A 12621-nucleotide genomic window follows, 5' to 3' on the forward strand; every position below is an offset into this window, starting at 1 on the left:
CCTGGCCGGGTGAGCCGAACGGGTGACGCCCCGCTCCCCGCGCGCGGGCGGAGGAACGGGGCGTCGACGGCGTGTCGGTGATCAGGCTCCGATGGCGTGCAGGCCGCCGTCGACGTGCACGATCTCGCCCGTGGTCTTCGGGAACCAGTCGCTCAGCAGGGCGACCACACCGCGGCCGGCCGGCCCGGGGTCGTTGAGGTCCCACTCCAGCGGGGAGCGGTCGTCCCACACCGAGGCCAGCTCGGAGAAGCCCGGGATGGACTTGGCCGCCATGGAACCGATGGGACCGGCGGAGACCAGGTTGCAGCGGATGTTCTGCTTGCCCAGGTCACGCGCCATGTAGCGGCTGGTGGCCTCCAGGGCCGCCTTGGCGGGGCCCATCCAGTCGTACTGCGGCCAGGCGAACGAGGCGTCGAAGGTGAGGCCGACGACCGAGCCGCCGTTCTGCATCAGCGGCAGACAGGCCATGGTGAGCGACTTCAGGGAGAACGCCGAGACGTGCATGGCCGTGGCGACCGACTCGAACGGCGTGTTGAGGAAGTTGCCGCCCATGGCGTCCTGCGGCGCGAAGCCGATGGAGTGCACGACGCCGTCGAGACCGCCGAGCTCCTCGCCGACGATGTCGGCCAGCCGGCCGAGGTGCTCGTCGTTCGTCACGTCGAGCTCGATGACCTTGGTGGGCTTCGGCAGCTTCTTGGCGATGCGCTCGGTCAGCGTGGGCCGCGGGAACGCGGTCAGGATGATCTCGGCACCCTGCTCCTGGGCCAGCTTGGCGGTGTGGAAGGCGATGGAGGACTCCAGCAGCACGCCGGTGATCAGGACGCGCTTGCCCTCGAGAATTCCGCTCATGGTGATCAGTGACCCATTCCCAGTCCGCCGTCAACGGGAATGACGGCTCCAGTGATGTACGAGGCGTCGTCCGAGGCGAGGAACCGCACCGTCGCGGCGATCTCCTCCGGCTGCGCGTACCGGCCGAGCGGGACCTGCGAGACGATGCCCGCGCGCTGCTCGTCGGTGAGCACCTTGGTCATGTCGGTGTCGACGAAGCCGGGCGCGACGACGTTGAAGGTGATGTTGCGCGAACCCAGCTCACGGGCGAGGGAACGCGCGAAGCCGACCAGGGCGGCCTTGGAGGCGGCGTAGTTCGCCTGCCCGGCGGAGCCGAGCAGTCCCACGACCGAGGAGATCAGGACGACACGGCCCTTCTTGGCGCGCAGCATGGCGCGGTTCGCGCGCTTGACCACGCGGAAGGTACCGGTGAGGTTGGTGTCGATGACCGAGGTGAAGTCCTCCTCGGACATGCGCATCAGGAGCTGGTCCTTGGTGACGCCGGCGTTGGCGATCAGAACCTCGACGGGGCCGTGCTCGGCCTCGATCTCCTTGTAGGCCTGCTCCACCTGCTCGGAGTCGGTGATGTCGCACTTGACCGCGAAGAAGCCGGCCGGTGGCTCGCCCGAGCGGTAAGTGATCGCGACCTTGTCGCCGGCATCGGCGAACGCGCGGGCGATGGCGAGGCCGATGCCCCGGTTTCCTCCGGTGACGAGAACCGAGCGGCTCAACGGATCACCCTTTCGATAGGGGTCTGACGCACCCGCCCGAACACGGAACGGCAGGTGGCTTCCCTCGAAACCTATCGGTCTGCCTCGTCCGACGGACATTCGGGCACCGACAGTGGCTCACCGGACTGGCTGTGGGGTCTCTACAGAAAGTTTGCGGAAGCGGGGCGGAAACGTGTGGTCCGGGGCTGCCGGGCGCGACATGATCGAGGCCTTCACACGTGACGACACCAGGGAGAGACGTAGGTGCCCCACAGCATCGATGAAAGTTTCACGGCCCTACCCCTACGCGCCCTCGCCGACGCCGCTCTCGCACGCGCGCGTGCGCTGGGGGCGGAGCACGCGGACTTCCGGTTCGAGCGGGTGCGCAGCGCGTCCTGGCGGTTGCGGGACGCCAAGCCCTCCGGGTCGTCCGACACGACCGACCTCGGGTACGCGGTCAGGGTGGTGCACGGCGGTACGTGGGGGTTCGCGTCCGGCGTGGATCTCACGATGGACGCCGCGGCCCGGGTCGCCTCGCAGGCCGTGGCGATGGCCAAGCTGTCCGCGCAGGTGATCAAGGCGGCCGGTTCGGACGAGCGGGTGGAACTGGCCGACGAGCCGGTGCACGCCGACAGGACGTGGATCTCGTCCTACGAGATCGACCCGTTCACCGTGCCGGACGAGGAGAAGGCGGCGCTGCTCGCGGACTGGAGCGCGCGGCTGCTGGCGGCGAACGGGATCAACCACGTGGACGCCTCGCTGCTCACCGTCCACGAGAACAAGTTCTACGCAGACACGGCCGGGACGGTGACCACCCAGCAGCGGGTGCGGCTGCACCCGGCGCTGACCGCGGTGTCGGTCGACGAGTCGAGCGGCGAGTTCGACTCGATGCGCACGATCGCGCCGCCCGTCGGACGCGGCTGGGAGTACCTCACGGGCACCGGGTGGGACTGGGACGACGAACTCGACCGGATCCCGGAGCTGCTCGCCGAGAAGATGCGGGCGCCGAGCGTCGAGCCGGGGCTGTACGACCTGGTCGTCGACCCGTCGAACCTGTGGCTGACCATCCACGAGTCCATCGGGCACGCCACCGAGCTGGACCGGGCCCTCGGCTACGAGGCCGCCTACGCCGGCACCTCCTTCGCCACCTTCGACCAGCTCGGCAAGCTGCGTTACGGCTCGGACCTGATGAACGTCACGGGTGACCGCACCGCCGAGCACGGCCTGGCGACCGTCGGCTACGACGACGAGGGCGTCGAGGGCCAGTCCTGGGACCTCGTGAAGGACGGCACGCTCGTCGGCTACCAGCTGGACCGGCGCATCGCGAAGCTGACCGGGTTCGAGCGGTCCAACGGGTGCGCCTTCGCCGACTCCCCCGGCCATGTCCCGGTGCAGCGCATGGCCAACGTGTCGTTGCGGCCGGATCCGGCCGGGATGTCGACCGAGGGTCTCATCGGCAGCGTCGACCGGGGCATCTACGTCGTCGGCGACCGTTCCTGGTCCATCGACATGCAGCGCTACAACTTCCAGTTCACCGGGCAGCGGTTCTTCCGGATCGAGAACGGGCGGATCACCGGCCAGCTGCGGGACGTGGCCTACCAGGCGACGACCACCGACTTCTGGGGGTCGATGGCGGCGGTCGGCGGCCCGCAGACGTACGTCCTCGGCGGCGCCTTCAACTGCGGCAAGGCCCAGCCGGGCCAGGTGGCGGCGGTGTCGCACGGCTGCCCGTCGGCCCTCTTCAAGGGCGTCAACATTCTGAACACCACGCAGGAGGCCGGTCGATGAGCGCGGGCACCAACAAGGCGCAGCAGCCGCACGAGATCGTCGAGCGCGCCCTCGAGCTGTCCCGGGCCGACGGCTGTGTCGTGATCGCCGACGAGCAGTCGACGGCGAACCTGCGCTGGGCCGGCAACGCGCTCACGACCAACGGCGTCACGCGCGGGCGCACGCTCACCGTGATCGCCACGGTCGACGGCAGGGAGGGCACCGCCTCCGGTGTGGTCTCGCGGGCCGCCGTCACCGCGGACGAGCTGGAGTCCCTCGTACGGGCCGCCGAGGCCGCCGCGCGTGGCGCCGGCCCCGCCGAGGACGCGCAGCCCCTGGTCAGCGGTGTGGCTCGGTCCCCCGAGTTCACCGAGGCGCCCGCGGAGACCTCGTCGGCGGTGTTCGCCGACTTCGCGCCCGCCCTGGGTGAGGCGTTCGCCCGCGCGCGGGCGGGCGGTCGCGAGCTGTACGGGTTCGCCAACCACGAGCTCGTCTCGACCTACCTGGGCACGTCGACCGGGCTGCGGCTGCGGCACGACCAGCCGAACGGGACGCTGGAGCTCAACGCCAAGTCCCCGGACCGGACCCGCTCGGCGTGGGCCGGGCGCTCGACCCGGGACTTCAAGGACGTCGACCCGGCGGCGCTCGACGCCGAGCTGGCCGTACGGCTGGGCTGGGCGGAGCGGCGGATCGAGCTGCCCGCCGGGCGGTACGAGACGCTGCTGCCGCCGACCGCGGTGGCCGACCTGATGATCTACCAGCTGTGGTCGGCGTCCGGCCGGGACGCCACCGAGGGCCGGACGGTGTTCTCCCAGCCCGGCGGCGGCACCCGGCTCGGGGAGAAGCTGTCCGACCTGCCGCTGACCCTGCGCAGCGACCCGAACGAGCCGGGCCTGGAGGCGCCGCCGTTCGTCATCGCGCACTCCTCCGGCGGCGACCAGTCGGTCTTCGACAACGGCCTGCCCGTGCGACCCACCGAGTGGATCGGGGCGGGCGAGCTGAAGCACCTGACGACCACCCGGCACAGCGCGGCCCTGACCGGCCTTCCGGTGGCGCCCGGGGCCGACAACCTGATCCTGGACGGCGGCGAGGACCGCTCCCTCGAGGAGATGGTCGCGGCCACCGGACGCGGGCTGCTGCTGACCTGCCTGTGGTACATCCGCGAGGTCGACCCGGCGACCCTGCTCCTCACCGGCCTGACCCGGGACGGCGTCTACCTGGTGGAGAACGGCGAGGTCGTCGGCGAGGTGAACAACTTCCGGTTCAACGAGTCGCCGGTCGGCCTGCTGGGGCGGGCGACGGAGGCGGGGCGTACGGAAAAGACGCTGCCCAGGGAGTGGAGCGACTGGTTCACTAGGGCTGCGATGCCCGCGCTGCGGGTGCCGGACTTCAATATGAGCTCTGTCAGTCAGGGCGTATAACCTCGTAGCCGGTGGTCGCTCGACCGCCCGAACACAGTCTGAAGATCATCAAGGAGATATGAGAACCGTGACGGACATCGTCGACGAACTGAAGTGGCGCGGGCTGATCGCCCTCTCCACTGACGAGGACGCATTGCGCAAGGCGTTCGCGGACGGTCCCGTCACGTTCTATTGCGGCTTCGACCCGACCGCGCCCAGCCTGCACCTCGGCAACCTCGTGCAGATCCTGACGATGCGCCGGATCCAGCAGGCGGGCAACCGTCCGCTGGGCCTGGTCGGCGGCGCCACCGGGCTGATCGGCGACCCGAAGCCCACCGCGGAGCGGACGCTGAACTCTCCCGAGGTCGTCGCCCAGTGGGTCGAGCGGCTGCGCGCGCAGATCGCGCCGCTGCTCGACTTCGAGGGCCCGAACGCGGCGGTCATGGTCAACAACCTGGACTGGACGCAGGGCATGTCGGCCATCGAGTTCCTGCGGGACGTCGGCAAGTACTTCCGCGTCAACAAGATGATCGCCAAGGAGGCCGTCTCCCGGCGGCTCAACTCCGACGCCGGCATCGGCTACACCGAGTTCAGCTACCAGATCCTCCAGGGCATGGACTTCCTGGAGCTGTACCGGCGGCACGGCTGCACGCTCCAGACCGGCGGCAGCGACCAGTGGGGCAACCTGACCTCGGGCACCGAACTGATCCACAAGGTGGAGCCCGACACCGTGGTGCACGCACTGGCCACCCCGCTGATCACCAAGGCGGACGGCACCAAGTTCGGCAAGACGGAGTCCGGCACGATCTGGCTCGACCCCGAGATGACCACGCCGTACGCCTTCTACCAGTTCTGGCTGAACGCGGACGACCGGGACGTGTCGAAGTTCCTGCGCATCTTCAGCTTCCGGTCCCATGCCGAGATCGAGGAGCTGGAGCGGCAGACCGAGGAGCGTCCGCAGGCCCGGGCCGCTCAGCGCGCGCTGGCCGAGGAGCTGACGACGCTGGTCCACAGCGCCGACCAGACGGCCGCCGTGGTCGCCGCGTCCAAGGCCCTCTTCGGCCAGGGCGAGCTCGGTGAGCTCGACGACCGGACGCTGGCCGCGGCCCTCTCCGAGGTGCCGCACATCCAGGTCGCCGAGCTCGGACCGGTCGTGGACCTGTTCGCCGAGGTCGGTCTGGTGGCCAGCAAGTCCGCCGCGCGGCGGACCGTGAAGGAGGGCGGGGCCTACGTGAACAACGTCAAGGTCACCGCGGAGGACGCCGTCCCGGCGAAGGAAGAGCTCATCCACGGGCGGTGGCTGGTGCTGCGGCGCGGGAAGAAGAACCTGGCGGCCGTCGAGGTCACCGACGTCTGAGTGGCGCGCTTCCGCTCCGCGGGTTGCGCGTAGGGGGTGCGCCGTAGGGGTGCGGGTTTCTGCCGGCCGCGGCTTTCGTCGTGGTTTGTCGCGCAGTTCTCCGCGCCCCTCCCGGGCGCCCGGCTCAGGCGCGGGTCTTCCTCTTGCCCAGCGTCGCCATGTAGAGCATGTCGCCCAGGGCGACGATGATGATCGCGGCGATCAGCTGGAACGCGTGGCGGCTCCAGTCGATGCCGGACGTCGACTCGACCCCGGCCGCGCGGGCGATCGAGTTGCCCACGATGGCGCCCAGCATGCCGAAAATGGTGGTCAGCCAGAGCGGGCTGTGCTGCTTGCCCGGGATGATCGCCTTCGCGATCAGGCCCAGCACGAATCCCACGATGATCGCCCACAACCAGCCCATGGCTGCCTCCTTGTACGGCTCTACGTGAGCATTGCCCCCAAGTCTCGGGCCGCTCGCCGTACGGCGCATGTCGGGTGCGGCCATACGCGGCACGGCGCAGAACGTTCGCCCGGACGGCAGGCGACCCGGTCTCGAAGGCGACGCAGTCGCGGCGTAACGTGGACGGTGTCCGGGCCCGGCTCCCCGATCGGGTGCGGTCCGGAGAGGGGCCGGGGCAAGGCCGATGCGGGCGGACGGTGGAATGTGATGCGGAAGCAGGGTGGCGGCGGCAACGTCCAGGTGTTCCGGATCACCGGTGCGCGCCAGGGACTCCAGGACGACGTGCGGGGCCGGCAACGGCGGTACATCATCTCGATGTCGATCCGTACGGTGTCGGTGATCCTCGCGGCGACGTTGTGGAACGTGGAACGGCATGTGGCGATCGTGGCGTTGGTCCTGGGGGTGGTGCTCCCCTATATCTCGGTGGTGATCGCCAACGCGGGTCGGGAGAACGTGCCTTCGCTCCCCTCCACTTTCCTGACCGTGCCGGTGCGAACCATGATCGCTCCGCCGCGGGACGAGGGTGAATCCGCGGGCTCCGTCCCGGAAGAGGAGGGCTTCGCGGAATCCCTCCGGAAGGATCCGGCGCCCGATCCGGCTGAGCGTCAGCCGTGAACAGGCCATGAACAGGCTGTGCTCCAAGCTCAGGAAAAGCTCAGATCAATCATGTTGTTCCAGTGCCGTGCGGACCGTGAGCCATGACATACTTCGTACGCGCTCCGCATCCCCCGTCGGAGCGACGGACCGACGCCGGGCAGCTCCCCCCGTGGCTGCTCGGCGTCGCCTTTGTGTGCGTGTGGTGAGACAAGTCTGTGAGTGACGAGACCCCGATCTGTTCTGCCAAGGGCTGCCGTGTCGACGCGGCGTGGGTACTGGCATGGAACAACCCGAAGCTGCATACGCCGGAGCGACGCAAGACGTGGCTCGCGTGCGAGGAGCACCGGGAGCATCTGTCGCAGTTCCTCGGAGTCCGGGGATTCCTCAAGGACGTCGTCCTGCTGACCGAGTGGCAATCCCCGGAAGCTCCCTAGCCGCCGATCGCCGACATGGGCCTGTCCGGCTGGAGGAACGTCGGGTCGTCCAGGCCCGAACCCGCCTTCTTGCCCCACATCGCCAGTCGCCAGATACGGGCTATCTCCTCGTCGGGGGCACCGGAACGCAGGGCCGCTCGCAGGTCCGTCTCCTCGCGGGCGAAGAGGCAGGTGCGGACCTGGCCGTCGGCCGTGAGGCGGGTGCGGTCGCAGGCGGCGCAGAACGGGCGGGTGACGGAGGCGATGACGCCCACCCGGTGCGGGCCGCCGCCCACCAGCCAGCGTTCGGCCGGGGCGGAGCCGCGCTCCCCCTCGCCCTCGGCGGTGAGGTCGAAGCGGGTGCGCAGGGAGGCCAGGATGTCGCCGGCCGTGACCATGCCCTCGCGCTTCCAGCCGTGCTGGGCGTCCAGGGGCATCTGCTCGATGAAACGCAGCTCGTAGTCGTGCTCGACGGCCCAGGAGAGGAGGTCCGGGGCCTCGTCCTCGTTCAGGCCGGGCATCAGGACCGAGTTGACCTTCACCGGGGTGAGGCCTGCCTCGCGGGCGGCTTCCAGGCCTTCGAGGACGTCCTTGTGGCGGTCCCGGCGGGTGAGGGTCTTGAAGACGTCGGCCCGCAGGGTGTCGAGGGAGACGTTGACCCGGTCCAGGCCCGCCGCCTTGAGCGCGGTGGCGGTGCGGCGCAGGCCGATGCCGTTCGTCGTGAGGGACATCTGGGGGCGGGGCGTCAGGGCCGCGACCCGCTCGACGATGCCGACCAGGCCCGGGCGCAGCAGGGGCTCGCCTCCCGTGAAGCGGACCTCCTCGATGCCGAGCGTGGAGACCGCTATGCCGATCAGACGGACGATCTCGTCGTCGTCGAGCAGGTCGGGCTTGGCGAGCCACTGCAAGCCCTCCTCGGGCATGCAGTACGTACAGCGCAGGTTGCACCGGTCGGTCAGCGAGACCCTCAGGTCGGTGGCCACTCGGCCATAGGTGTCGATGAGCACGTGGGCCCCCTCCCTCGTAGCGATCGCTTGTTCTTCTCCGTCACTTGCGAGCCTACGTGACACCGGTGACAACAACAGGGCCCGATCCCACGAGATCCCATGAGACAGGACGCGGCCGCGTCGTAGGGATCTACGACGCGGCCGCGGGGGGGGGGGGGCGTGGTCAGCGGTTGCTCAGTGGGCTCCGGTGCCGGTCAGGGAGCGGACCTCCAGTTCGGCGTACTTGCCCTTGTCGGGCTCCTCCTTCGACAGCAGGGTGCCTACGACGCCCAGCAGGAAGCCGACCGGGATCGAGATGATGCCGGGGTTCTCCAGCGGGAACCAGTGGAAGTCGACGTCCGGGAACATCGAGGTGGGCTTGCCCGAGACGACCGGCGAGAACAGCACCAGGCCGACCGCGGTGACCAGGCCGCCGTAGATCGACCACAGGGCTCCGGAGGTGGTGAACCGCTTCCAGAAGAGGCTGTAGAGGATCGTCGGGAGGTTGGCGGAGGCGGCGACCGCGAAGGCGAGGGCGACCAGGCCGGCGACGTTCAGGTCGCGGGCGAGGGCGCCCAGGAGGATGGAGACGGCGCCGATGCCCACGGTGGCGTAGCGCGCCGCGTTGATCTCCTGCTTCTCGGTGGCGGTGCCCTTCTTGATGACGTTGGCGTAGATGTCGTGGGCGAACGACGAGGACGACGCCAGGGTGAGGCCCGCGACGACCGCGAGGATGGTGGCGAAGGCGACCGCCGAGATGGTGGCCAGCAGGATCGCGCCCCAGTTGGAGTCGACGCCGCCGAGATGGAGGGCGAGCAGGGGCGCGGCGGTGTTGCCGGCCTTGTTGGAGGCGGTGATCTCGTCCGGTTTGATCAGCGCGGCGGCGCCGAAGCCGAGGGCGAGGGTCATCAGGTAGAAGGCGCCGATCAGGCCGATGGCCCAGAGGACCGACTTACGGGCGGCCTTCGCGGTGGGCACGGTGTAGAAGCGGATCAGGATGTGAGGCAGGCCCGCGGTGCCCAGGACCAGGGCGATGCCGAGCGAGATGAAGTCCAGTTTGGTGGTGCCGGTGGCGCCGTACTTCAGGCCGGGCTCCAGGAAGGCCGCGCCCTTGCCGCTGTTGTCGGCGGCCGAGCCCAGCAGGTCGGAGAGGTTGAAGTCGAACTTCAGCAGGACCAGGAAGGTGAGCAGGAGGGCGCCGGCGATGAGCAGGACCGCCTTGACCATCTGGACCCAGGTGGTGCCCTTCATGCCGCCGATCGTCACGTAGACGATCATCAGTACGCCGACCAGCGCGACGATGCCGATCTTGCCGCTGTCGCTGGTGATGCCCAGCAGCAGGGAGACCAGGACGCCCGCGCCCGCCATCTGGGCCAGCAGGTAGAAGATCGACACCACGATGGTGGAGGTGCCGGCCGCCGTGCGGACGGGCCGCTGGCGCATGCGGTACGCCAGGACGTCGCCCATGGTGTAGCGGCCGGAGTTGCGCAGCGGCTCGGCGACCAGGAGCAGGGCGACCAGCCAGGCGACCAGGAAGCCGATGGAGTACAGGAAGCCGTCGTAGCCGAAGAGGGCGATGGCGCCCGCGATGCCGAGGAAGGACGCGGCGGACATGTAGTCGCCGGAGACGGCGAGGCCGTTCTGGAAGCCGGTGAACTGGCGGCCGCCGGCGTAGAAGTCGGCGGCGTCCTTGGTCTGGCGGCCGGCCCAGACGGTGATGACGAGGGTCGCGGCGACGAACACCGAGAACAGGATGATGATCAGCGTGCGGTGCTCGCTGGCCTCGCCCGCGGCGAGCAGGGTGTGCTGTGCGGGGCTCATGCTCCGCCCTCCATCCGGGACTTGATGGCCTCGGCCTTGGGGTCGAACCGTGCGGCGGCGGTCCGCGCGTACCACCAGGCGATGAGGAAGGTGGTGAGGAACTGGCCGAGGCCGAGGGCCATGGCCACGTTGAAGTTGCCGAAGAGCTTGGTGCCCATGAAGTCGCCCGCGTAGTTGGACAGCAGGACGTACAGCAGGTACCAGGCGATGAAGGCGACCGTCAGCGGGAAGGCGAAGCCGCGGTAGGAGCTGCGCAGTTCACCGAACTCCGCGCTCTCCTGCACCGCGACGAACTCCTCGGTGGACGGGAGTTGGGTTGGGGATTTCGAGGGGGGCGGTGTCTCGGTGGCCACGAAGTCTCCTCGTTGCGGATGCGGGTCGGACGGCGAAAGGAGGCGAGTGTCCTCTCGCTCCCTGCCCAAGGTCACGGCGCCGCACAGGGACGGGTTCAACGCGTCGGGCGGGTTTGTCGAAGTGGCCTTCGGCAGGTCATGACCAACGAGCGGGGGCCGCGTCAGGTCATGGGTCGGCAAACTCGCCGCCTGGAAGTCATTGCTGGCCGGTGAGTCAGGGAGATAGCTTCGGGCGAGTACCACCCGTCATGTACCTGCCCAAGCAGCACCTGCGCTTGGGTCAGGTCCCGTTTCCGGATGATGTGGAGACCCCATGGCTCATCTGCCTTCCAGACGCCGCCTCGCGCTCGCGGTGCCCGTCGTGCTGTCGCTGACCGCTTCCCTCGGCTTCCTGCCGACGGCGGCCTCCGCGGCACCCGTCACGACTTCCGCCACCCAGACGGCCGACGCCGGAACCCTGGCGTACGTCGTCAACACGAAGGTGGACCACCGCACGATCGGGTCGGTGAAGAAGGCGATCGCCGCGGCCGGCGGCACCGTCGTCGCGGCGTACGAGAAGATCGGCGTGCTCGTCGTCCATTCGGCGAACCCCGACTTCGGGCCCCGGATACGCGCGGTGCGCGGCGTGCAGTCGGCGGGTGCGACCCGTACCGCGCCGCTGAGCGCCGCGGGGACCACCGACGAGGGGGCCGCGCAGGTCCTCTCCAAGGCGGAGGCCGCGAAGATCGAGAAGGCGTCCGACGCGGCGGGCCAGAGCGAGCCGCTCGAGGCCGACCAGTGGGACCTGCGCGCGATCGGCGCCGACAAGGCCGCCACGATCAACCCGGGCAGCAAGAAGGTGACGGTCGCTGTCATCGACACCGGCGTCGACGACACCCACCCTGACCTCGCGCCGAACTTCTCCGCGTCCCAGTCGGCGAACTGCGTCGGCGGCGTCGCGGACACCAGCGAGGGCGCCTGGCGCCCGTACACCGCTGACGACTACCACGGCACCCATGTCGCGGGTGAGATCGCCGCGGCCCGCAACGGCATCGGCGTGGCGGGCGTCGCGCCCGGTGTGAAGGTCGCCGGCATCAAGGTGAGCGACCCCAAGGACGGCCTCTTCTACCCGGAGAACGTCGTCTGCGCCTTCGTGTTCGCCGCCGACCACGGCGTCGAGGTCACGAACAACAGCTACTACGTCGACCCGTGGCTGTACAACTGCATGGACGACCCCGACCAGAAGGCGATCGTCGACGCGGTCAACAGGGCCCAGCTGTACGCCCAGAAGAAGGGCACGATCAACGTCGCCTCGGCGGGCAACTCCAACCACGACCTGGACTCCGACTCCCTGGTCGACGCCTCCAGCCCGGACGACTCCACGCCGGTCGAGCGGACCGTCGACCCGCACGAGTGCTTCGACGTCCCGACCCAGCTGCCGGGTGTCGTCACGGTGAGCGCGACGGGCGTCAAGGGCACCAAGTCGTACTACTCCACGTACGGCCTGGGCGCGATCGACGTCGCGGCTCCGGGCGGCGACAAGTACCAGATCCCGGACACCCCGTCCGCCAACGGCCGCATCCTGTCGACGCTGCCGAACAACACGTACGGCTTCCTCCAGGGCACCTCGATGGCGTCCCCGCACGTCGCCGGTGTGGCCGCGCTGCTGAAGTCGACCCACCCGCACGCGAGCCCGGCCCAGCTCCAGGCGCTGCTCAAGCTCCAGGCCGACAGCACGGCGTGCCCGACCGAGCCGTACGACGGCGACGGCAACGGGGTCGTGGACGCGACCTGCGTGGGCGGCAAGCGCCTCAACGGCTTCTTCGGCTTCGGCGTCGTGAACGCGCTGCGTGCCGTGAAGTAGTCGCCTGAAGGGCGGTTCGAGGGCCGGGCGGACATCCGCCCGGCCCTTCGTGCGTGCGAGCGCGCGTGTGTGCGTGCGGTGATGAATCCGGTGGTGCTTCCCGC

At 69.6% G+C, this 12621-nt stretch carries 12 protein-coding genes; 6 read left to right on the forward strand and 6 right to left on the reverse strand.

Annotated features, from left to right (window positions below):
- Window positions 1-81: 81 nt before the first annotated feature.
- Window positions 82-849, reverse strand: coding sequence for an enoyl-ACP reductase FabI (fabI, locus tag G9272_RS11250; RefSeq protein ID WP_020130401.1), 768 nt, complete (start codon window positions 847-849; stop codon window positions 82-84).
- A 5-nt stretch (window positions 850-854) separates the two neighbouring features.
- Window positions 855-1559, reverse strand: coding sequence for a 3-oxoacyl-[acyl-carrier-protein] reductase (gene fabG, locus G9272_RS11255; RefSeq protein ID WP_020130402.1), 705 nt, complete (start codon window positions 1557-1559; stop codon window positions 855-857).
- Window positions 1560-1802: 243 nt separating this feature from the next.
- Here fabG and G9272_RS11260 point away from each other — a divergent pair, with 243 nt between their 5' ends.
- The 3 genes from G9272_RS11260 (at window position 1803) to tyrS (ending at window position 6062) form a co-directional block, all read left to right on the forward strand.
- A complete protein-coding gene (locus G9272_RS11260; RefSeq protein ID WP_171396427.1) occupies window positions 1803-3326 on the forward strand; it encodes a TldD/PmbA family protein in 1524 nt (507 codons plus the stop codon).
- On the forward strand, window positions 3323-4726 hold the full coding sequence (locus G9272_RS11265; protein WP_171396428.1) for a metallopeptidase TldD-related protein: 1404 nt from the start codon (window positions 3323-3325) through the stop codon (window positions 4724-4726). Before G9272_RS11260 ends, G9272_RS11265 begins: the two co-directional genes overlap by 4 nt.
- Before the next feature lie 67 nt (window positions 4727-4793).
- Window positions 4794-6062: a tyrosine--tRNA ligase gene (gene tyrS, locus G9272_RS11270; RefSeq protein WP_171396429.1), complete on the forward strand. Its 1269-nt coding sequence runs from the start codon at window positions 4794-4796 to the stop codon at window positions 6060-6062.
- A 124-nt stretch (window positions 6063-6186) separates the two neighbouring features.
- Here tyrS and G9272_RS11275 read toward each other — a convergent pair whose 3' ends face one another.
- Window positions 6187-6465: a GlsB/YeaQ/YmgE family stress response membrane protein gene (locus tag G9272_RS11275; RefSeq protein WP_171396430.1), complete on the reverse strand. Its 279-nt coding sequence runs from the start codon at window positions 6463-6465 to the stop codon at window positions 6187-6189.
- 246 nt (window positions 6466-6711) lie between these two features.
- Between G9272_RS11275 and G9272_RS11280 the strand changes: the two genes are divergently transcribed.
- Window positions 6712-7119 carry a DUF3099 domain-containing protein gene (locus G9272_RS11280; RefSeq protein ID WP_171396431.1) on the forward strand — a complete coding sequence of 136 codons (408 nt, stop codon included), beginning with the start codon at window positions 6712-6714 and terminating at the stop codon, window positions 7117-7119.
- 197 nt (window positions 7120-7316) lie between these two features.
- Window positions 7317-7535, forward strand: coding sequence for a hypothetical protein (locus G9272_RS11285; protein WP_171396432.1), 219 nt, complete (start codon window positions 7317-7319; stop codon window positions 7533-7535).
- On the opposite strand, the gene moaA is transcribed toward G9272_RS11285, so the two are convergent.
- The 3 genes from moaA to G9272_RS11300 all read right to left on the reverse strand — a co-directional run bounded on the left by moaA (window position 7532) and on the right by G9272_RS11300 (window position 10674).
- Window positions 7532-8521, reverse strand: coding sequence for a GTP 3',8-cyclase MoaA (gene moaA / locus G9272_RS11290; RefSeq protein WP_216377814.1), 990 nt, complete (start codon window positions 8519-8521; stop codon window positions 7532-7534). The two genes, G9272_RS11285 and moaA, sit on opposite strands and share 4 nt — an antisense overlap.
- 174 nt (window positions 8522-8695) lie before the next feature.
- On the reverse strand, window positions 8696-10321 hold the full coding sequence (locus G9272_RS11295) for a solute symporter family protein (protein WP_057599261.1): 1626 nt from the start codon (window positions 10319-10321) through the stop codon (window positions 8696-8698).
- A complete protein-coding gene (locus G9272_RS11300) occupies window positions 10318-10674 on the reverse strand; it encodes a DUF485 domain-containing protein (RefSeq protein ID WP_171396433.1) in 357 nt (118 codons plus the stop codon). Before G9272_RS11300 ends, G9272_RS11295 begins: the two co-directional genes overlap by 4 nt.
- 313 nt (window positions 10675-10987) lie before the next feature.
- Between G9272_RS11300 and G9272_RS11305 the strand changes: the two genes are divergently transcribed.
- Window positions 10988-12517 (forward strand): S8 family peptidase, encoded by a 1530-nt coding sequence (locus G9272_RS11305; RefSeq protein ID WP_171396434.1) that lies wholly within the window; start codon window positions 10988-10990, stop codon window positions 12515-12517.
- Window positions 12518-12621 lie beyond the last annotated feature (104 nt).

The organism is Streptomyces asoensis (assembly GCF_013085465.1).
Lineage (GTDB): Bacteria > Actinomycetota > Actinomycetes > Streptomycetales > Streptomycetaceae > Streptomyces > Streptomyces cacaoi_A.